The organism is Pseudomonas sp. S2_F07 (assembly GCF_054668325.1).
Genome location: NZ_CP162758.1, coordinates 479710 through 501049 on the forward strand (window position 1 = coordinate 479710; position 21340 = coordinate 501049).

The following is a 21340-nucleotide window of genomic DNA, read 5'->3' on the forward strand; positions in this document are numbered from 1 at the left end:
TCCTGCTTACTGACCAGTCGCCTGGGCAAGGGGAAGAGGGGTGTCGTCGATCTGCACTTTCTCGCCGGGGCGGGCGTGCTGCAGGCCCTCGATGACGATGCGGTCACCTGCCTTCAGGCCGCCGGTGACGATCCAGCGATCGTTCTGCACGGTGCCCAGTTCGACCGGTTGCTGCCCGACCCGCTGTTCGGCGTCGAGCAGCAGCACCTGGGCGATGCCGGCGCTGTCGCGCTGGATGGCCCGTTGCGGCACGCTGATGCCTTGCTGGTTGACCGCTTGTTCCAGGCGTACGCGCACGAAACTGCCGGGCAGCAAGTCGAGGTCGGGGTTGGGGAACTCGCTGCGCAGGATGATCTGGCCGGTGCCCGGGTCGACGGTGATGTCGCTGAACAGCAGTTTGCCCGGTAGCGGGTAGAGGCTGCCGTCATCCTGAATCAGCGTGGCCTTGGCCTGGTCCTGGCCGACCTGCTGCAACTGGCCGGAACGGAAGGCGCGGCGCAGTTCGTTGAGTTCGCGGGTGGACTGGGTCAGGTCGGCATGAATCGGGTTCAGTTGCTGGATCAGCGCCAGCGGCGTGGTTTCGTTCTGCCCGACCAGCGCGCCTTCGGTGACCAATGCACGGCCGATGCGCCCGGAAATCGGTGCGGTGACGGTGGCGTAACCGAGGTTCAGTTTCGCCCGCTCCACAGCGGCTTTACTGGCGGCGACTTCGGCGGCGGTCTGCCGTGCGTTGGCGCGTGCGTTGTCATACTCCTGACCGCTGATGGCCTTGTCATCGATCAACTGGGCGTAGCGTTGTTCCTGCAACCGGGCCTGGAACGCATTGGCCTCGGCCTTGCGCAGTACGGCTTCGGCGCTGTCCAGGTCGGCCTTGAACGGCGCCGGGTCGATGCGGAACAACACATCGCCCTGTTTCACGTCGCTACCTTCACGGAAGGTGCGCTGCAAGACCACGCCAGCCACGCGGGCACGCACTTCGGCCATGCGCGGCGCGGCAATCCGCCCGCTCAGTTCACTGCTGATGGTCAGTGGCCGCGCCTCGATGGTTTCGACGCGAACCGTGGCCAGCGGCGCCTGTTCCTCGGCATTCGAGGACTTGTCACACGCGGCCAGTGTCAACGCCAGTGCAATCAGGCTGAGCCTGGCAAGCAGATTTTTCGACATGTAATACCCCAATAAAGACACCCAGCATCCTACTGGGCGAAGGCGAGGGTAGCGGTGAAGCTTTGTTGGTGCTGTGTGAAATTGTGTAAGGGTTTTACTCAGGGACGAGTGAGGGCGTATATCCTTCAGTCCTTGATTTCTATTGCGCTTGATAGATTGCTATCGCGAGCAAGCTCGCTCCCACAGGGATTTGATGTGAACACAAATGTTGTGAACACCACCGGCCACTGTGGGAGCGAGCTTGCTCGCGATGGCGGCGTATCTGGCGCCACAGCACTTTCTGGAAACACCCCATGCCCAACATCCTCCTGGTCGAAGACGACACCGCCCTCGCCGAACTGATTGCCAGCTACCTGGAACGCAACGGTTATTCCGTCAGCGTGATCGGTCGCGGTGACCATGTGCGCGAACGTGCGCGGCTCAATCCGCCGGACCTGGTGATCCTCGACCTGATGCTGCCCGGCCTCGACGGCTTGCAAGTCTGTCGCCTGCTGCGCGCCGATTCGGCGACCTTGCCGATCCTGATGCTCACCGCCCGCGACGACAGCCACGACCAGGTCCTGGGCCTGGAAATGGGGGCCGACGACTACGTCACCAAACCTTGCGAGCCGCGGGTGCTGCTGGCCCGGGTGCGGACGTTGCTGCGCCGCAGCAGCCTCAGCGAACCGCAGACCGCCAACGACCGCATTCTGATGGGCAACCTGTGCATCGACTTGTCCGAGCGCACCGTGACCTGGCGCGAGCAGTTGGTGGAGCTGTCCAGCGGCGAGTACAACCTGCTGGTGGTGCTGGCCCGGCACGCCGGCGAAGTGTTGAGCCGCGACCAGATCCTGCAACGCCTGCGCGGTATCGAATTCAACGGCACCGACCGTTCGGTGGACGTGGCGATTTCCAAGCTGCGGCGCAAGTTCGACGACCACGCCGGCGAGGCGCGCAAGATCAAGACCGTGTGGGGCAAGGGTTACCTGTTCAGTCGATCCGAGTGGGAATGCTGAGCCGATGTTCAGAATCCTCTTTCGTTTGTACCTGGTGACCATCGTCTCGTTCAGCGCGGCGATCTATCTGGTGCCGGACCTGGTGGTCAAGGTGTTCCAGGAGCGCTTTGTCACCTACAACCTCGATTATTCCCGTGGGCTGCAAACGCTGATCGTCAAACAGTTCCACGGGGTCCCGGCCGAACAGTGGCCGGCCCTGGCCGCTGAAATGGACAAGGACTTCTCTCCTCTGCACATCGTGCTCAGCGGCAATGACGACAGCAGCCTGACCCCTGATGAACAGCAGCGCTTGCGCCGCGGCGAGAACATCGTGCGCGTGGGCGACTGGGGCTGGCGCACGCTGGCGGTCGCGCCGCTCAATGAGCGCACCGTGGTGCAAATGGTCGTGCCACCGGACCCGCTGGACGTCAACCTGTTGTACTGGAGCATCAACGTCCTGATCGGCGCGACCATGCTCGCGTGCCTGTTGCTGTGGCTGCGCCCGCACTGGCGTGACCTGGAACGCCTCAAGGGCGCCGCCGAACGCTTTGGCAAGGGCCACCTGGGCGAGCGCACGCAAATCTCCCCGAGTTCCAACATCGGCAGCCTGGCCAGTGTGTTCGACACCATGGCCGGCGACATCGAGAACTTGCTCAACCAACAGCGGGACTTGCTCAATGCGGTGTCTCACGAATTGCGCACGCCGCTGACGCGCCTGGATTTCGGCCTGGCGCTGGCCCTGTCCGACGACTTGCCGGCGGCCAGTCGCGAGCGCCTGCAAAGCCTGGTGGCGCACATTCGAGAACTCGATGAATTGGTGCTGGAGCTGCTGTCCTACAGCCGCCTGCAAAACCCGGCGCGGCTACCGGAGCAGGTCGAAGTCTCGCTGGATGAATTCATCGACAGCATTCTCGGCAGCGTCGACGAAGAACAGCAATCCCCGGAAATCGTCATCGACGTGCTGCTCCACGGCCAGTTCGAACGCTTCAGCCTGGACCCGCGCCTGACTGCCCGTGCCTTGCAAAACCTGCTGCGCAATGCCATGCGCTATTGCGAGAAGCGTATTCAGATCGGTGTGCAGGCCTATGCCGGCGGTTGTGAAATCTGGGTCGACGATGACGGCATCGGCATTCCGGATGACGAGCGCGAGCGGATCTTCGAACCCTTCTACCGTCTCGACCGCAGCCGCGACCGCGCCACGGGTGGTTTCGGCCTGGGACTGGCGATCAGCCGCCGCGCACTGGAAGCCCAGGGCGGGACGCTGACGGTGGAAGCCTCGCCCCTGGGCGGAGCGCGGTTTCGCTTGTGGTTGCCGGCGTCGGCCTGACGCGCTTGGCAGGCGCTGGCGCAGCGCCTGCGTTGAACCGGGGTTTCTCAGGTACTCAGGCGCTCGCGCAACGTCTTCGCCATTTCCTCCAGGTCCGCCATCGGCTGATGCCCGATCAGCATCCAGGCGTGTTCCATATCGGCCCAATACACGATGTTCAGTTCGCGTCGCTGTTCCCGGGCGAAATGGCGGCTGCCGCTGTTGGAGCGGGTGACGCACAGGGCCATGGGGCCGTGCGCCGGATCGAGGTAGGTGATCTGGGCGATGGGCGCACCGTCGTACTCGAGGATTTGCGCGCGCTTGAATTCGGCACGGGGCAGGCTCAGTTTTGCCGACGCGAGGTTGAGGCCCAGGCGCGCATCGATGGTGCGCAGTTGTGCCCGTTGCGCGGCTTCATCGCCGGGCAAGTGATCCAGGGTTTCCGGTACGTAGAGCGCCATGTAATCGGCCACCAGGCCGCGCCAGTTATGTGTCTGCCGGCTCGCTTGCCAGCCGAGGAACAAGCGGTCCGCCAATACACCGCCAGCCAACAGCCCGGCCGCGGCGGCCAGGAACCAGCGTCGACTGAGCCCGGGACGGGCGGGTGAGGGCAGCGTGGCGAGCATGGCTTGCAGGCGATCCACCGGCGCCTGTCGGGCCAGTTCATCATAGGCGTCCTTGAACGGCAGGCTGCTGCGATCCAGCCATTGCAGGCGCAGGCCGAGCATCGGGTCGGCATTGATGGCCGCGTCGATGCGCGCGCGCTGCTCGGTATCGAGTTGGTTATCGAGGTAAGCCACCAGTTGTTCGTCCGAGGGTATCGTGTTCATCAATGTTCTCCTCGGTTAGGGGTGGGCACCGTGTGCAACGGTGGGTATTCGGCCAGTTTCGCCCGAGCGGTGGCCAGGCGGCTCATGACCGTGCCGATGGGCACTTGCAGCACCTCGGCGACTTCGCGGTAGGACAAGCCTTCGACATAGGCGAGAAACACCGTTTCGCGCTGGGCCTCGGGCAACGCATCGACGCGGCGGATGACCTGTGCCGCCAGCACGTGGGTCTGGGCCACGGATTCACCATCGAACGACAAGGCCTGATCGGCGTCTACCTGACCCTGACCCTGGCGCACCCGTCGGGCGCGGACTTCATTGAGCCAGATCGAATGCAGAATGCTCAGCAGCCACCGGTCCATGCGCGTTCCCGGCACGTATTGCCCGGCCCGTTCCAGCGCCCGCACGCAGGTGGCTTGCACCAGGTCATCGGCGACATGCCGTTGCCGGGACAACAGCAGGCCGTAACGCCATAAACGCGCCAGATGCTGGTTCAGTTCCGTTCGTATTGCCTGATCGCTGGCGATGGCGACCTCCGTCCGCTCGGGTTGTCAGGTTTTCGATGAGCCGTTGATGGCTTCGGCCAGGTCCTGATACTCCTCGCATTGAGTGCTGCCACAGATGGATTCGATCTGTCGCAGTTGCTCCTGGGCAAGATCCAGCCGGCCTTTGACCACATAGGCCTCACCGAGATACTCGCGGACCTGCGCGTACTGCGGGTCGAGTTTCACCGATTGCAGGTAATAGCCGATGCCTTCGTCGGTACGTCCCAGTTTACGCGTGGCGTAGCCGCGATAGTTCAACGCTTTTGCCGTGTTTGGCTGTTTCAGCGTGTCGAGCAGGGCCAGGGCTTCTTCATAACGCCCGTCCTTGGCCAGTCGATAGGCATAGTTGGTGCGGTCTTCGTCCGGTACCAGGCTGCTGGTCTGCCGCACGCAACGCTGGGATTTGCTATCGAACACCTGGCCTTTGGGGCAGTTGGGCCTGATGGGTGCGTCGTCGTCGCCGCCACCGCCGTTGGCCAGGGCGAGGGAGCCGGACAACCCGATGGCCAGCAACAGAGGGGGCATCAGAACAGCAAAGCGAATATTCATGGGCATTGCTCCACAGGTTCACGGGGTTCGGATCAGATCGCGCCTGGCCAGGCGCAGTGCAAGGTTGATGTGATGAGAACACCGCAGCATGAACAATTATTCGTTGTGGGAGCCTTTCCTCTTCAACGCACGGGGTTGGTCTTGTTCAGCCAAGCGAGCAGGGCCTGGTGGAATTGTGCCGGTTCTTCCATCTGTGGCGCGTGGCCCATGCCAGGGAACTCGACCAGCGTGGACCGGGGAATCATCTTGGCCACTTGTTTGCCGAGGACGTCGTAGTGCCCGATCTTCGCCTTGACTTCGGGCGGGGCGATGTCATTGCCGATGGCGGTGGTGTCGGACGTACCGATCAACAGCAGGGTCGGCATCTTCAGATTGTGGAATTCGTAGTACACCGGTTGGGTGAAGATCATGTCGTAGATCAGCGCCGAGTTCCACGCGACTTGGGTATGCCCCGGGCCTTTGTTCAGGCCGGCGAGCATGTCGACCCAGCGATCGAATTCCGGCTTCCAGCGGCCGCCGTAATAGGTGGTGCGTTCGTAGTTGCGGATACCCTCGGCGCTGAGCTTGAGTTCGCGCTCGTACCATTGATCCACCGTGCGATAGGGCACGCCGAGGGCTTTCCAGTCTTCCAGGCCGATGGGGTTGACCAGCGCCAGTTGCTCGACCTGTTCGGGGTATTGCAAGGCATAGCGAGTGGCGAGCATGCCGCCGGTGGAATGCCCCAGCAGGGTGGCTTGCTGGATGCCCAGGGCCTTGAGCAATTGCTGGGTGTTCATCGCCAGTTGCTGGAAGCTGTACTGATAGTGCGCCGGTTTGCTGGAGGTGCAGAAGCCGATCTGGTCCGGGGCTATGACCCGGTAGCCAGCGTCGCTGAGGGCTTTGATCGAACTGCCCCAGGTGGCGCCGCAGAAATTCTTGCCGTGCATCAGCACCACGCTGCGACCATTGGGCTTGCCGTGGGCGGCGACATCCATGTAACCCATTTGCAGGGATTGGCCCTGGGATTCAAAGGCGAAGTGCTTGAGGGTGTAGGGGTAGTCGAAACCTTGCAACTCGGGACCGTATCCCGGTCCTTCGGCGTGGGCGATGACGGGCAGGGCGGCGGTCAGTAAAAGGCTGGGCAACCAGCAGGAGAAGGGGCGTGACATGAAAGGGCTCCATGGTAAATCCGCCGATGCTGGATCGATTCGATTAGGGCGGCATTAAACACAGGCAACCGCCGCCCTTGATGGTTCAACCCATCCAGCCCAAAGTCGCCATGGCCAGCACGCCGTAACGGGCACCCTTGGCCAGGGTGACGATCAGCAGGAAACGCCCCAGCGGCTCGCGCATGACCCCGGCGACCAGCGTCAGCGGATCGCCGATCACCGGCAGCCAACTGAGCAGCAATGACCAATGGCCATAGCGTTGGTAATGAAGCCGGGCTTTTTCCAGGTGCCGGGGGCTCACCGGAAACCAGCGTCGGTCACGGAACCGCTCGATCCCGCGCCCCAGCCACCAGTTAAGCAGCGAGCCCAGAACGTTGCCGAACGTTGCCACCGCCAGCAGTGCCCAGGGCCAGTACCGATCGCTGAGCAGCAGGCCGACCAGCACCGCTTCGGATTGCAACGGCAGCAGCGTGGCGGCACCGAATGCCGCGAAAAACAGCCCGAGGTACGCGCCCGACATCAATGGGCGGGGTAGTCCGCAACCACCACGTCAGTGCCGTCTTTTTTCAGGCCGATGACCTGATAGGCATCGCTCATGCCGTCCATTTCCATGCCGGGCGAGCCCATGGGCATGCCGGGGGCCGCGACCCCCAGCAGATCGTCGCGCTTGCTCAAGGCCAGGACCTGGTCGGCCGGGACATGACCTTCAACGAATTTGCCGTTGATCAACGCGGTGTGGCACGACGCCAGGCGCGGCGGCACGCCGTGCTGTTGCTTGAACTCGCTCATATTGGTTTCGACGTGGTCTTCGACCTTGAAGCCATTGGCCTCCAGGTGGGTGATCCATTTTTTGCAGCAACCACAATTGGCGTCGCGGTGAACCTCGATTGGAATGAGGTCGGCGGCCTGGGCCAGTGAAGACATCAACAGGGCGCTCAGGGCGATCAGGCGCAGAGGGTTTCGCATGGGATTCGTCTCGGGTAACGGGCAAAAAAACGCATTCTGACCATTTTATCCGGTCAGGCATTCAAGGAGTGTTTCCAATTACTACAAAGATCTGCCGTTCGATGATGGTAGGTCAATGCTGTCAGGCAGATGAGGGGCACATTACAAAATTGTCAGATTGAGATTCGAGGGTAAGTATCGGTGCTGATGAAATCCAACTAGCCGATATGTAAGAAAAGTCTGAAAGAACATTCGTCAGGGCGATAAGTTCAAATAAACAAGAAGTTTTACAGTATGTATCTTAATTGTATGAGAATTGTTAAGGCTCTGAATTAAAGTTTGGTTGCCTCAGTGCTTCGGCCGATACTTTTGGCCACCCAACTTGGTCAAACAAGGAGTTTTCAATGACGATCGGATATACCGGCAACTGGACCGCGAAAGCGGGTCTATTGGTTCGAGATGCCGCCAGCAGATCAAAGCCTGTTCCCCAGAGCGTCAAGGTCAGGCAGATGCTTGACCTGGTGGGCAACAATCCGGTTGAGCTGGATACAGTCAAGATGGACAAGATGAAATTGCGCAAACAGATGAAGGGTTTTGACCCCACTGATATTTCTGTCAAGTCCATGGGTGCTCTCAGTGTCATGCTGAAAGAGCGTGGCCTGATCAGCGATGTAACAGCGGTCACACTGAGCAATGCCGGTGACAAGTTCGACCGGTTTGGTATCAAGGACCCTGACGCCAAGTTCAATGCGCTGGAATATTTCGCCACGCAACTGGAGAACATTCAGAACAATAATTTGAAGGGTAACAAGTACGCCAACTACCTGGTTCCCGAGTTCAAAAAAGCGATCTATGTGCTGCAAAACCTGGAAACCTACGGCAAGAACAACGGCCCCATGGTGAGGCCAGGCAGAGTTCTCTCGGACGAGGCCTGACGCCATGTTGCACGGCCCGCCCGGTTCATCGAACGGGCCGGCAACCCTTAGCGGTCGAGCAGTTTCATGACTTCTTCCGGATAACGCAGGCCTGCGGTGGCATTGGCCGCAAAGATCGCTTCCAGCGCGTGCAGTTCTTCGCCACTCAGCGTCACCTCCAGTGCGGCCACGTTTTCTTCCAGGTATTTACGTTGCTTGGTGCCCGGAATCGGAATCAGGTAGTCACCCTGGGCCAGCACCCACGCCAGCGCCAGTTGGCCCGCCGTCACGCCTTTTTCTGCCGCCAGCGCTTGTACCTGTTGCACCAGCAGCAGGTTTTTCGCGAAGTTTTCGCCCTGGAAGCGCGGGCTGAAACGACGATAATCGTCGGCCGCGAAATCATCCGGGCTTTTCAATGCGCCGGTCAGAAACCCTCGGCCCAACGGGCTATAGGGCACAAAGGCGACGCCCAGGCGCTGGCAGGTTGCCAGGCAAGCGTTTTCTTCCTGATCACGGCTCCACAACGAATACTCACTTTGCAACGCACTGATCGGGTGAACCTTGTGCGCTCGTTCCAGGGTCGCCGCCGAGGCCTCGCTCAATCCCAGGTAACGCACCTTGCCGGCACTGACCAGTTCGGCCATGGCACCGACGGTTTCTTCGATGGCCACCTGCGGGTCGATTCGGTGTTGGTAATACAGGTCGAGGGTGTCCACGCCCAGGCGCTTCAAGCTGCCATCGATGGACTGGCGAATGTATTCCGGCCGGCCGTTGACGCCCCGGGCAGTGGGGTTGGCCGGGTCGCGGACGATCCCGAACTTGCTGGCCAGGAACACCTGGTCACGCTTGCCGGCGATGGCCTTGCCGATCAGTTCTTCATTGGTGTGCGGACCGTACATGTCGGCGGTATCGAGCAGGTTGACCCCCAGTTCCAGCGCGCGATGCAAGGTGGCCGTTGCTTCGCGGGTGTCCGTGCCGGTGGTGTAGAAGTCGGTCATGCCCATGCAGCCCAGGCCGATGGCCGATACCTGCGGACCGTTTTTTCCCAATTGACGTGTGTGCATGAAATCAGCTCCCTGTGAAGTGAATCGCCATTGTTCGCCTCGACAGAAACAAGATAAACCGGCTAAAACGGCTATCACTATTCGTAAAATCTAAATAATCAGCCGGTGGAGCCAGCAATGGACCGTTTCAACGCCATGCGCGTTTTTACCCGGATCGTCGAGTTGGGCGGCTTTGCCAAGGCCGCCGACAGCCTGCAATTGCCCCGGGCCTCGGTCACCATCCTGATCAAACAACTGGAGGCGCATCTTGGGGTGCAACTGCTGCAACGCACCACGCGGCAGATCAGCCTGACGCTCGATGGCGCGGCCTATTACCCGCGTTGCGTGCGCTTGCTGGCAGACCTGGAAGAGACCGAAGCGGTGTTCAGTGCCGCACGCCACAATCCCAAGGGCTTGTTACGGGTGGATATGCCGGCGGGCGTGGGGCGCCTGATTGTGATTCCGGCACTGCCGCAGTTCACCGCCCGCTATCCGTTGATCGAGCTGGAAATCGGCCTGAATGACCGCCCGGTGGACCTGATACGCGAAGGTGTCGATTGTGTGCTGCGCGGTGGTTCGCCGCTGGACGACTCGCTGGTGGCGCGGCCCCTGGTGGTCTTGGATCAGGTAACCTGTGCCAGCCCCGACTATCTGCAGCGGCACGCAGCGCCCCATACGCTGGATGACCTGCGCGGCCACCGGATGGTCGAGTACGTCTCCAGTAACAGTGGCAAACGCTATGGACTGGAGTTTGTCGTGGATGGCCAGGTGCGGTCGGTCGACCTGCCCAAGCAGGTGGCGGTCAACAGTGCCGATGGCTATCTGGCTGCGTGCGAGGCCGGATATGGCCTGGTGCAGACGCCGTACTATCACGTGGCGCGGCAACTGCAGGAGGGGCGTTTGTGTGAAGTACTGAGGGAAGTGCCGCCACCGGGCATGCCGATGACGGCGCTTTATCCGCCGCACCGCCAGTTGTCCCGGCGGGTGCGTGTGTTTGTCGATTGGCTGGTGGAACTGTGTGCCCAGCCGGGCAATGACTTTTACCGCAAGGATTCAGGGCATTGAGTAGTGGTTAACGAAGCTGGTAGTAACCTGGTCCGCCATGGTTGTCATAGGGTCAGGATGGCAAGCAGGGGAATCAGCAGTGTGATTCGACGCAACATTTGAAAGCCCTCATGGTTATCGCCGCAATGAAGCTAAAACTCTTCATCGGCTGTAACATGGGACCCCGCTTGTAGCGGCTTATCCCCGAAACCGGGTAAGCGCTTGGCATGCATGTCGATACAAACCGGATACAATTTCAGATTCAGGAACCCGCAATGACTCAGTCGCAACGTTTGAAATACTCGATTCTGATCTCCCTGGTGGTGCTGGGGATCATGTTTGGCCTTTCCTGGTTGCAGAATACCGGCGTCATCAGCGAAAAACTGTTCCAGTACATCGCCATTGGCGTGGCGGTGGTCGTGGTGGTCATCAATGGCGTGATGCGCCGCAAGGTCAAGCCCTGATCAGTCGATCATCGGTTGCGCAAAATGGCGGCAGCCTGGGGATGCAGGCTGTAGCTTTTGTCGGGGTTGAGGACAATCACGCCTTCGCTGCACAAGCGCTTTAGCACTTCACGCACGCTGAGAAAGGACAGGGGAATATCCAGGTCCAGCAATTGGCTGTGCACGCCGCGCACGCCAAGGCTGCGGTCGTTTTCGGCGGCCGTCAGCAGGGCGTCGATGACTTTCAGGCGGATCAGGCTGGTTCGAAGGCCAAAGCTTTTGAGCAGGATCCGGATCCGCTCGTTGCCGTGACGATCGGTACGCGGCTCGAATACGCCGACTCCCATGGAAGTACCCTTTGGCGCGTTGCTACCGTCCGTTGGCAGTTGCGAGTTGTACATTGCAAAACTCCTTTCAGAGCCTGATCAAGAAAAAAATGGGCGCTCTTACAGGACTAGACGTATGAGCAGCCCGAATCATGAAGGTTCGAATGTAGAAATTTTGTCGCCATCGCGTGATCAACCTGTCAGACCATGGGTCGTTGCACAGTAAATCCCTAAATTTTTGTGGTGAGCTTCGTCCCTACAGGGAGGCACGGCGTGCGTGGATATGCGCAACCGTGGCCATCGTTTTTTCGATCAGGAGCGAGCGTGATTATTTCCAGCCAGTTAACCAGGTTGAGCCTGGCGGGTGTGGTTCTGGGGTTGAGCCTGGGGTTGAGCCTTGCGGCAAGCGCGAGCGCTACGCCCGCGCAAACGAGCGCGGATATCCGCCGAACCGGTTTTGGCGTGCCACACATCCGCGCCGACAACGAGCGCGGGCTCGGCTACGGCATCGGCTATGCCTACGCCCAGGACAACCTGTGCCTGCTGGCCAACGAAATCACGACCGTCAACGGCGAACGTTCGCGGTACTTCGGGCCGGATCAGTTCACCGTCGAAGAGCGGGAGAACCTGGTCAGCGATGTGTTTTTCACCTGGCTGAACACCCCGCAAGCCGTCGCCGGTTTCTGGCAGGCCCAAACCCCCGAAGTGCGTGAACTGGTCGAAGGCTATGTGGCGGGGTACAACCGCTCCTTGAGCGAGCGTCGGGCCCAGGGTTTACCGCTGCAGTGTCAGGGCGATTGGGTGCGCGAGATCACCCCCTCGGATCTGGTCAAGCTGACCCGGCGCCTGTTGGTCGAAGGTGGCGTCGGCCAGTTTGCCGAAGCCCTGGCCGGTGCCACGCCACCCAACGCAGTGGCCCAGGCGTCGAGTGCACAGGTAGCGTTCCAGGTGGCCGCCACGCGGATGCAGCGCTTCGCTCTGGACCGGGGCAGCAATGCCGTCGCGGTTGGCAGCGAGCGCTCCTTCAACGGACGCGGCATGTTGCTGGCCAATCCGCACTTTCCGTGGGTGGGCGGCATGCGCTTTTATCAGATGCACCTGACCATACCCGGCAAACTGGACGTGATGGGCGCGGCGTTACCCGGTCTGCCGGTGATCAACATCGGTTTCAATCAACATCTGGCCTGGACCCACACCGTGGATTCTTCCCGGCATTTCACGCTGTATCGCCTGCAACTGGACCCCAAGGATTCGACCCGTTACCTGCTCGACGGCCAGTCCTTGCCGATGGACAAGCAGACCGTGACCGTCAACATCAGGCAGGCGGATGGGCAGGTCCGGGCGATTCCCCACGAGGTCTACAGCTCGAAATTCGGTCCGGTGGTGCAATGGCCGGGAAAACTGGATTGGGACCACCAGTACGCCTACAGCCTGCGTGACGCCAATCTGGACAACGACCGCGTTCTGCAGCAGTGGTACGCAATGAATCGCGCTGAAAGCCTCGAGGATTTCCAGGCCTCGGTGCACAAGATCCAGGGCATTCCGTGGGTCAACACCCTGGCGGCGGACGATCAGGGGCAGACGCTGTACATGAATCTGTCGGTGGTGCCTAACGTCAGCCTCGACAAGCTGGCGCAGTGCAGCGATCCGCGCGTTGGCTTGCAGATGATCATTCTCGACGGCTCCAACAGCGCCTGTGCCTGGGACATCGACCCGCAGGCGCCACAGCAGGGCATCTATGCAGCGGACAAGTTACCGCAATTGCTGCGCAAGGATTTTGTCCAGCACTCCAACGACTCGGCATGGCTGGCCAACCCGGCGCAACCGCTGACCGGCTATTCGCCGTTGATCAGCCAGGACAGCCAGCCATTGGGGCTGCGTTCACGCTTTGCCCTCGATCGTTTGAGCGCGCTGGCCAAGGCCGGCAAGGTCGGGGCAGCGGACTTGCAACGCATGGTCATGGACGATCAGGTTTATCAGGCGGATCAGGTGATGGCGGACCTGCTGCAATTCTGCGTGGCGGATCTCGGTGCCGATGCCAAAACCCTCGCGCCACTGTGCGCCAGCCTCAAGGCCTGGGACCGCAAGGCCAACCTGGGCAGCGGCCTGGGCTTTGTGCACTTCCAGAATGTCATGGAGGCTTTGGAACCAGTGCCGGACCTATGGCGCGTGGCATTCGATCCGCAGGATCCACAACATACCCCGCGCGGCTTGGCGGTTGAACGGCCACCAGTTGCACAGGCACTGCGCGACGCGATGCGGGCATCTGTCGATCAGGTCAAGGCGGCAGGCCTGAAACCCGACAGCCGTTGGGGCGATATCCAGGTGGTCAGCAGCGGCGGGCAACAGACGCCAATCCACGGCGGACCGGGTGCACTGGGGGTCTACAACGCCATCCAGAGCGTGCCGCGCAGCGATGGCAAGCGCGAGGTGGTCAGCGGTACGAGTTACCTGCAGGTGGTGACCTTCGACGAAAACGGACCGCAGGCCAAAGGGCTGCTGGCGTTCTCGTTGTCCAGCGACCCGGCGTCGAAATATTCACGGGACCAGACGCAGGCCTTTTCGAGAAAGCAATGGAGCGTGCTGCCTTTCACCGAGCAACAGATCCTGTCCGATCCGGACTATCAGGTGCAGACGATCCGTCGGCAGGATGCCAAGGTGGCCGCGCAGTAAGGAACAGAAGTTCTGCATGAACACTGAAGGCCGCACCCCGCAAGGGGTGGCGGCCTTTTCAGCTTTTCGGAGAGGTTTGCGGAATCGCGTTGACCACCAGATTGCCGTTCTGATTGCGGGTCAGGTAGACCGGCAGGACCCGCGGCAAGGATTTCACCAGGCCGTTGATCTCGTTGATGTTGTAGATGCCGCCGATATGGATCGAGCCGGTGCTGTTGTCGGCCACCATCAGCGGTTTGTCGAGGTAGCGATTGATCAAGGGCAGCGCATCGCTCAGGGACAGATCGTCGAGCACCAGTTTGCCCTGGCGCCAGGCCAGCGAGCTGTCATTGTCATAGGTCTGGCTGATGCGGGGGGTGAAGTCGCCGTGGCGATAACTGGCCTGCATCGCCGGGCTGAGGTGCAAACCGTCGCCATTCAGGTTGGCGTTGCTGCTGACCAGTACCGAACCCTCGATCAGGTTGACCTTGACCTGGTCTTCATACATCCAGACGTTGAATTGGGTGCCGGTCACGCGAATCCGGCCTTCGGCGGCCTTGACCACGAAGGGGTGACGGGTGTCATGGCTGACCCTGAAGAAGGCTTCGCCTTTTTCCAGCGTGACTTGCCGCTGATCCTTGTAGTTGCTGTACGTCAGCTCGCTGCCCAGGTTCAGTTCCACCTGGCTGCCGTCTTTCAAGGTGACCGTTCGAACATTGTCGGTCGCTTCGAAATGCTGGTACGCGTTTGGCACCCAGCCCAGATGCCAGCCGCCATAACCGGCCACCGGCAACGCCAGGGCGCAGACCGCCGCTGCGATCGCCAGGCGGCGCCACGGATTTTCCGCTTTGGGGCGAACCAGCGGCACGACGGGCTCGGGACGGGGCAGGTCGCCAGCGACATCCCAGATCTCCAGCATCGCTTCGTACTCGATGGCATGGAGCGGATGCGCGTTGCGCCATTGCTCGAACGCCTGGCGCTCTTGCTCGGTGCAGTCATTGGCGTGCAGACGCATGCACCAATGCGCAGCGGCATCGGTGATGGCGTCGTATTCGGCTTCCGAGATCGTGTGGTCGGTCATTGGCCCTTCCTGGTTTCCTGCATTCTAACCTTGGGGGGAGTCTGCGAGAACATCAGTCATGGCATTTAACTATCAATGTGTGGTTTTTTTCAACGCTTCGCCTCTGGAACATCTGCTCTCGGGTAGCAGTATCCATGGGATGCGTAAAAAAAGATCAAATCAAACACCGCGATAGCGCACAGATCCGGGGATCTGCGCGTTATTTCGCCAGGATCAGGGTGTAGGGGGCGTAGCGACCGGTACCGGGTCCAGTTGCCGGCCCATTTCGCAGATCAAAAACGCGACCGAGTCGGCATTGTGCAAAATGACATCGGTTCGGAACTTCGAGTCCCGCACGTTAAAAAAAGCTTCCCGTGCCTTAGCCATGGTCTCGCTGCCCGTCAGTTGCAGAATTTTCTTGCCGATGTGGGAAGTGCTCGGTATGGAGTCCAGGTTGACCCATAATTGCCGCCCACTGTTCCAGCGTGCGAACAGTTCGTCCTTTGGCGTTTTCATCGACAAGGCTTCTCGCTGGAAGTCCACTTGAGACTGTTTCTTTGCTGCGCCATAGCCGGTGACCGACGCGACCAGATCGCTGAACGGTAGCCTGGCCTCAAGGTAGGCGATGTCCACGGCCCCTGAAAACAAATGAGCGAACTCGTGTATCAGGGTCGCGGCCTGACTGTGGCCGTCGACATCGAAGGGCTGAGTCAGGCTGGATTTGTACCAGTCCAGTTGTTGATCGAAGAAGTTTTCCGTGAAATGCACATTGCGCTGTTGATCCTTGTCCACGACAAACGCGACAAGGTTGTCCTCCGGGTCCCGGCTTGAACCCACGATAAAACGTTGCGAGTTCATCCAGTCTTCATCGGGATCGACCAGCGCGTTGCAAATGGGAACGACGGCCTGCCTGATTTTGTCGAGCAGTGCTTTGTCGATCAGGTCAACATCAAAGAACTGTTTGAGGAAGGTATCGAGCCGTGTGCCCGGGACGAGTTCCCTGAGTTGCACCAGGTTGTGCAGGCTGTTGAACGCGTAATAGCGAGCCATGTCGATGGCCTGCACGATCATGCGGGCTTTTTCGGGATGTCTTGCGCGGATTTCCTCCATTCCCCGGGCCTCGATGTTCAGCACCTCCCTGGCAACATAGGCGTTGACATACTGATTGCGCATTTTCGAGACGGCTTTGCCGAAGTGAACTGTGTGGGCATCCGGGTCGATGACCAGTTGCTTGCCGGGTGTAGCCAGCAACACCGGGCCTTCTTGCTCGCCTTTGACCATTCGCCAGACCGCTCCGGTCTTGTTCACGCCGTACACTTTGCCGGCAATGGCGGCGAAGGTTTTCTTGCTGCCCGCTTCCAGATAGGTGCCGTCGGTGCTGCTTTTCGTCAGGTCCTTGAGTTCGGTGGTGGTTTCGAACCGTCGCAGCCGGGTACGCAGTTGCGCTGTCGACCGGACTTGCGACCAGGGTTGCGCGATCACGGCGGGGACGGCCGGTTGAGCAGCGGCTTCGCTGGTTGCCTGGGCGCTTTCGGCCCACCCTTCAAGCGACAAGCGGCCCAATGACACGATTTGTGCCGCGCCGGCAATAAACTCGCGCAAGGCGGTCGTCCAGTGATGGTCCTGTAGGGCTTCGGCTGAGTTTTTGGCGTCCTTGTAGGCCCTCCAAAGAAACTGCACATACGCGAGTTTGCCCGGCAGCAGGCCTGAAATGCGCTCTATGCCGGAGCTGAACAGATGTTTGACAGCCTCCCAGTCAGACTGAGCGGTTGCGTTTGCCTGGCTGCCGAGCATCTTCTCCAGCAGCCTGGTGTTGTCATGGAACAAGTGGGTCAGCAGGTTGCCATTGATGGGGCTGGACGCCAGGGTGATTTCGCTCGACTGGCCAACGGTGGATTTGAGCAGGTTGCGAAACACTGTTTGCTGACTGGTCGGCAGGCGACGAAGCAGCATCTCCTGCAATGGCCCCGGTGTGTTGAGCGCCGCGACAACGCTGGCCTCATTGTCGAACTCAACGAACGGTGAGCCACTGGGGTGGTAAGGGGCATAGAGGATTTGCGGGCCTGCCTTGCCTTCGCCGGGACCGATCAGGTACAGGCCCAGTGCCTTGACGGCGGCGGCACCGGTTGTCTTGATCAGTTCCAGTGGTCGGGCAATGGCGTGCGCACCTTCTACGGTAGCCCGGGCGATGGCGTCCGGCATGTCGAATACTTGTCGAAGCAAATCGAAAGCGCTGTCGGACAGCCGTTGCTGCAGTTTCAGTTCGTGTGCGTGTTGCAGCAATTGCCAGGGCAGTTGCTTGACGAAGCGCAGGATCCGTTGTTCCACGTCCGCCGCATTGTTCGACAAGTTGTCGGTGACATGTTTGGCGTAGTTCTGCGCAATTTTCAGTAATAGCAGCAACTGGCGAACAGCCGCCTGGTCCAGCCCCGCGGGCAGGGTTTGCGTGGTTGCCGACCCGACCTTGAACCCGGTGCCTTGCGTAATGTTGACGTGGTGCAAGGCGAACTCGGTGAGGCTCCGGGCAGGGCCGACCAACGCCAGGTCCGGGGTGATTTGAATTTTGTCGGGGTCCAGTGTTGTTGCCGGGAAGCGGTCGGCGAGCAACGATTTCAGTGTTTCATGCACATACGACTTGAGGGGTTTGATCCCGTGCAAATAGTCTTTGTCCTCAACAACGCTGTTGCGGTATTGCTCCAGCAGTTCAAGGTGCAGTCGCAGGTCTTGCAGCGGAGCCATTCCCAGCCAGGCGGGCAGGGATTGCTGCTGGCCGATCGCCAGGGCAATCGACCTGGCTCGTTGCAGGTTGGTGTCAAGCACCGTTGTGGTCAGGTCTTTAAGGGCTTTTTTGCGCTTTGTGTCGCTCAGCTTGAAAATGCGTACGTGTTCGCAGCGAGCCAGAAAGTGCTCGATGGATGATTGCGCGACCCGTTCCAATACAGACCCTTCGATCAGCCGCAACGGTCCCAGTGAGTAGCGTTGGTGAAGGAAGCGTTGGGCCGGGGTCAGGTTTTCCAGCAGCGCCAGGCGTTGTTGCGGTTCGAGCAGGCGTCTGTTCAGCTCCAGCCTTGCGCGACTGATGTTGTCAAAGACTTCCAGGCCCTCGGCGGGTGTCCAAAGGATTGTCCGGCCGGAATGCGAGGGGTCGAGTCCGCCACGCTCGGTCAAAAGCAGACAATGGGCCAGGGGCAGGACATCGCGCTGACCGGAGCACTCCAGTGTCAATGAGTAGGCATCGGGTCGGAAGCCGTTGAGGGCCGGACGGTTCTGCCGGTCGGCCCGGTCCGGATTGAATACCGTTTCGACAATGGCCCGATCCGCATCCCGCAGTGTCGCGCCGAGCACTCGCATATTGGCCTCGCCACGCAGGCCAACGGATAGTGCATGGGCCAGGCGGGGTTTCATGTTTTCCAGATAGACCCGTTGCAGGGCCAGAGCAGCGACCGGTTGTGCTGCGAAATCCGTCTTGAACGGTGTCTCGATGTCGTTGAAGGACTTGGCGAAAGTGGCCGCCGTGTGGGCCAGCACCGTGGAGGGATGCTGATCACCGGATAGCACGGGCCGCGTGCTCCAGCGCCCGTCGGTAGCCAGCGTCAGCAGGCGCTCGTTGATCATCGAGCGGATATCCAGCGCTTTGTCGAACAGGGCGTGGATGTCCACGGTGCCGTCACTGTGACGGAACACCTGCAGGGCATATTGCATGTTCTGCCGTTGCTTGCCGATGATCCCGTCGAAGAGCTTGGGGAAGATCTCGCCGGAAATTGCTTCCCCGGTCACATTCGGCTGGTCAAAGCCAATGAAACGCTGACGCTCGTCCAGGCTCAGCAGGCCATAGAGTTCATCCTCGTGACCGGCAGCGCTGAACTTGCTGCGCACCGTATCGCACAAGTCCTTATAGTCCTTGAGTACCTGCAGGCCTGCGGTGGGCGTGTAGAGAAACGCATTGCCGGTGCTGACCATCAGTGAGCCGGCCAGCTCCACATAATTGGCCTTGTACTCCCACAGGCGAACGGTTTCGACCGTCATTGCCTGGTTCGTCCGGCTGGCCGTAGAGATCAACGCGTGCAAATCCTGGCTTTGCTCCGGGGTGATGATCTCGGCTTCGCGCTTGAGCAGCAGTTGCACTCGCGCCTGATCGGCGATGGCCTGGCCGAAGAACTCTCGACGGGATGCGCCGTCGGCGCTCGGTGCAGCCCAGAAGCCTTCGAGCTGCCCGACCAGCAGGCTGATCAGTTGGCGCGAGATTGTCGTGACTGCGGCTTCCCACAGTGGCTGGTCGGCGTTTGCCGGGGACTTTTCCGGATGCAAAAATTCGTGGGACTGTCCGGCCGGCCAAAGCTGATGGCGATAATGCAGGAGGACGGCCTCACTCAAGGAAAGGGAGTTGACCCAGCGTCGCGCCGGATGGCTTTCGTCAGCATTCTCTGGCGTTGTTGCCTGGTAGAAGTTCACTTGGGTCTGGCTCTGATCCAGACCGGGAAAGGACGCCGCCAGCTTCTGATTCAGCAATGTGTCGAGCAGCGAGGTCAGGGACGGCAGCACTTTCAATTCGTCGAGCAGGGCCTGGTCGTTGAGTTGCTGATGGGTGGAGAGGGTCTTGCGCTGGTCTTCGAACACGTCGTCGTCGATGGGTTGAAAGTCCAACACGATTTCGCCGGCGTCCACCACGGCCTTGCGTTGAGACACCGCCATGAAGGCCAGCAGGTCGTCGTCTTCACTGGCGGCCTTGAGTTGCGTCACCAGATGGTCGGTCAGGGCCGTACGGTTGGCGAACTTTTTTATCCCGGCGTACGGGGTGTAGAGAATCAGGCCATTGTCATCGGGTGTCGCGGTCAACACAAAGCTGCCGGCCAGCACCACGGGCTCCAGCCCCGGGATTTTCAGCAGCACGTTCTTCACCAGCATGGGCGGCGTCTGCTTATCGCGCAGTGCCTGGGTGGCCAGTTCGATATGGCTGAACCATTCGAAGTCCTTTTGCGTCAGTCCATGGGTTTTGCCAAGTTCTTTCCAGCGTCCGCGCAATGTCAGCGCCTCGGGGAAAAACAGCGGAGTTACGGGTGTAGACATCGTCGAGTCTCGTTCAAGGTGCCACTCACAGGCGCCTGTGGATTGAGCTTCGACACTAAAAGCCGGTGCGCTGGCACGGGTGGTAAATAGATAACGCACGGGGCCTGGGCATTCGTGAGAGGGATATCTCTGATCGACCCAGAGCGAAAGGTTGACAGGTCGCTCGCCGCGCGTTGTTAATCGGCGGGTCTTTGTACGCTGTTGTTCCCTCCAATAATCAGTCTGGAGCTTCAGATGTCTGCGCCACACGATCACGCCTCTACCGCTGTCCCGTCCCACCTTTCATTCGATGCGCTGAGCGCTTTGCTGGAGAAGATTTTTTTGCGTCACGGCACCTCGGCCGACGTTGCCCGGGTGCTGGCGCAAAACTGCGCCGGGGCCGAACGCGACGGCGCGCACAGTCACGGGGTATTCCGGATTCCAGGTTATGTTTCGACGCTGCAAAGCGGCTGGGTCAATGGCCAGGCGGTTCCGGTGGTCGAAGATGTGGCTTCTGGGTTTGTGCGGGTCGACGCCAACAACGGTTTTGCGCAACCGGCCCTGGCGGCGGCACGCGAACTACTGGTGCAAAAGGCCCGAAGTGCCGGCATCGCGGCGCTGGCGATCCGTAACTCACACCATTTCGCGGCCTTGTGGCCGGATGTCGAACCCTTCGCCGATGAAGGCCTGGTGGCATTGAGCGTGGTCAACAGCATGACCTGCGTGGTACCCCACGGTGCCGACCGGCCGCTGTTCGGCACCAACCCGATTGCCTTCGCTGCGCCGCGGGCCGATGGCTCGCCGATTGTCTTCGACCTGGCCACCAGCGCCATTGCCCACGGCGATGTGCAAATTGCCGCCCGCGAGGGTGAGCGCTTGCCGGAAGGGATGGGCGTGGACAGCCTCGGCCAGCCGACCACGGACCCGAAGGCGATTCTCGACGGCGGTGCGTTGCTGCCTTTCGGCGGGCACAAGGGCTCGGCGTTGTCGATGATGGTTGAGTTGCTCGCGGCGGCACTGACCGGCGGCAATTTTTCCTTCGAGTTCGACTGGAAGAACCACCCTGGCGCCAAGACACCCTGGACTGGCCAATTGCTTATCGTGATCGATCCGGGCAAAGCGGCGGGGCAGAGTTTTGCCGAGCGCAGCCAGGAACTGGTGCGGCAAATGCACGGGGTCGGCCTGAAGCGTTTGCCGGGGGATCGGCGTCATCATCAGCGCGCGAAGTCGCAGGTCAATGGCATTGAACTGGATGCCCGGACGCTGGCGAATCTTCGGGAATTGGCGGGGGAGTGATCCTTTAGATACGCCGCAACCCCCTGTGGGAGCAAGCCCGCTCCCACAGGGTTCAGTG

Annotated in this window: 18 protein-coding genes; 7 read left to right on the top strand and 11 right to left on the bottom strand. The window is 60.6% G+C overall.

The features are described from left to right. Window positions 1–6: 6 nt before the first annotated feature. Entirely contained in the window at window positions 7–1164 is a 1158-nt protein-coding gene (locus AB4O40_RS02095; RefSeq protein ID WP_056724546.1) for an efflux RND transporter periplasmic adaptor subunit, read from the bottom strand. Window positions 1165–1457: 293 nt separating this feature from the next. Here AB4O40_RS02095 and AB4O40_RS02100 point away from each other — a divergent pair, with 293 nt between their 5' ends. Beyond that, window positions 1458–2159: a response regulator gene (locus AB4O40_RS02100; protein WP_007985461.1), complete on the top strand. Its 702-nt coding sequence runs from the start codon at window positions 1458–1460 to the stop codon at window positions 2157–2159. Between the two features lie 4 nt (window positions 2160–2163). Next, complete coding sequence (locus AB4O40_RS02105; RefSeq protein ID WP_056724548.1) at window positions 2164–3465, top strand: ATP-binding protein; 1302 nt, start codon at window positions 2164–2166, stop codon at window positions 3463–3465. A 47-nt stretch (window positions 3466–3512) separates the two neighbouring features. Here AB4O40_RS02105 and AB4O40_RS02110 read toward each other — a convergent pair whose 3' ends face one another. The 6 genes from AB4O40_RS02110 to AB4O40_RS02135 all read right to left on the bottom strand — a co-directional run bounded on the left by AB4O40_RS02110 (window position 3513) and on the right by AB4O40_RS02135 (window position 7479). Beyond that, entirely contained in the window at window positions 3513–4274 is a 762-nt protein-coding gene (locus AB4O40_RS02110; protein WP_409079053.1) for an anti-sigma factor family protein, read from the bottom strand. Beyond that, on the bottom strand, window positions 4274–4756 hold the full coding sequence (locus AB4O40_RS02115) for an RNA polymerase sigma factor (protein ID WP_409079063.1): 483 nt from the start codon (window positions 4754–4756) through the stop codon (window positions 4274–4276). The genes AB4O40_RS02110 and AB4O40_RS02115 overlap by 1 nt, the downstream gene beginning before the upstream one ends. A gap of 66 nt (window positions 4757–4822) precedes the next feature. Next, window positions 4823–5365 carry a tetratricopeptide repeat protein gene (locus AB4O40_RS02120; RefSeq protein ID WP_056724552.1) on the bottom strand — a complete coding sequence of 181 codons (543 nt, stop codon included), beginning with the start codon at window positions 5363–5365 and terminating at the stop codon, window positions 4823–4825. Between the two features lie 122 nt (window positions 5366–5487). After that, the gene (locus AB4O40_RS02125) at window positions 5488–6513 is read right to left on the bottom strand and encodes an alpha/beta fold hydrolase (RefSeq protein ID WP_460056379.1); all 1026 of its coding nucleotides are present in this window, start codon (window positions 6511–6513) and stop codon (window positions 5488–5490) included. An 85-nt stretch (window positions 6514–6598) separates the two neighbouring features. Further along, entirely contained in the window at window positions 6599–7033 is a 435-nt protein-coding gene (locus AB4O40_RS02130) for a YqaA family protein (protein WP_056724556.1), read from the bottom strand. Beyond that, window positions 7033–7479 (bottom strand): DUF411 domain-containing protein, encoded by a 447-nt coding sequence (locus AB4O40_RS02135; RefSeq protein WP_056724558.1) that lies wholly within the window; start codon window positions 7477–7479, stop codon window positions 7033–7035. The genes AB4O40_RS02130 and AB4O40_RS02135 overlap by 1 nt, the downstream gene beginning before the upstream one ends. Before the next feature lie 383 nt (window positions 7480–7862). Here AB4O40_RS02135 and AB4O40_RS02140 point away from each other — a divergent pair, with 383 nt between their 5' ends. Further along, on the top strand, window positions 7863–8393 hold the full coding sequence (locus AB4O40_RS02140; RefSeq protein WP_223540927.1) for a hypothetical protein: 531 nt from the start codon (window positions 7863–7865) through the stop codon (window positions 8391–8393). Window positions 8394–8440: 47 nt separating this feature from the next. Here the strand turns inward: AB4O40_RS02140 and AB4O40_RS02145 are convergent, their stop codons facing one another. Next, a complete protein-coding gene (locus tag AB4O40_RS02145) occupies window positions 8441–9436 on the bottom strand; it encodes an aldo/keto reductase (protein ID WP_223540928.1) in 996 nt (331 codons plus the stop codon). Window positions 9437–9553: 117 nt separating this feature from the next. On the opposite strand from AB4O40_RS02145, the gene AB4O40_RS02150 reads away from it, so the two are divergent. Together AB4O40_RS02150 and AB4O40_RS02155 are read left to right on the top strand one after the other, a co-directional pair. Beyond that, window positions 9554–10480: a LysR family transcriptional regulator gene (locus AB4O40_RS02150; RefSeq protein ID WP_056724560.1), complete on the top strand. Its 927-nt coding sequence runs from the start codon at window positions 9554–9556 to the stop codon at window positions 10478–10480. A 254-nt stretch (window positions 10481–10734) separates the two neighbouring features. Continuing rightward, the gene (locus AB4O40_RS02155; protein WP_056724563.1) at window positions 10735–10923 is read left to right on the top strand and encodes a hypothetical protein; all 189 of its coding nucleotides are present in this window, start codon (window positions 10735–10737) and stop codon (window positions 10921–10923) included. 8 nt (window positions 10924–10931) lie between these two features. Here the strand turns inward: AB4O40_RS02155 and AB4O40_RS02160 are convergent, their stop codons facing one another. Then, complete coding sequence (locus tag AB4O40_RS02160) at window positions 10932–11303, bottom strand: hypothetical protein (RefSeq protein ID WP_056724565.1); 372 nt, start codon at window positions 11301–11303, stop codon at window positions 10932–10934. Between the two features lie 249 nt (window positions 11304–11552). Here AB4O40_RS02160 and pvdQ point away from each other — a divergent pair, with 249 nt between their 5' ends. Then, window positions 11553–13901 carry a bifunctional acylase PvdQ gene (gene pvdQ, locus AB4O40_RS02165; protein ID WP_460056372.1) on the top strand — a complete coding sequence of 783 codons (2349 nt, stop codon included), beginning with the start codon at window positions 11553–11555 and terminating at the stop codon, window positions 13899–13901. Window positions 13902–13959: 58 nt separating this feature from the next. Here the strand turns inward: pvdQ and AB4O40_RS02170 are convergent, their stop codons facing one another. Together AB4O40_RS02170 and AB4O40_RS02175 are read right to left on the bottom strand one after the other, a co-directional pair. Beyond that, window positions 13960–14961, bottom strand: a complete 1002-nt coding sequence (locus AB4O40_RS02170) for a FecR family protein (protein WP_056724569.1) — start codon at window positions 14959–14961, stop codon at window positions 13960–13962. Between the two features lie 213 nt (window positions 14962–15174). Beyond that, complete coding sequence (locus AB4O40_RS02175) at window positions 15175–20007, bottom strand: dermonecrotic toxin domain-containing protein (RefSeq protein WP_460056369.1); 4833 nt, start codon at window positions 20005–20007, stop codon at window positions 15175–15177. A 234-nt stretch (window positions 20008–20241) separates the two neighbouring features. Between AB4O40_RS02175 and AB4O40_RS02180 the strand changes: the two genes are divergently transcribed. After that, window positions 20242–21282, top strand: coding sequence for an Ldh family oxidoreductase (locus AB4O40_RS02180; protein ID WP_223540933.1), 1041 nt, complete (start codon window positions 20242–20244; stop codon window positions 21280–21282). The last annotated feature ends 58 nt before the right edge of the window (window positions 21283–21340 follow it).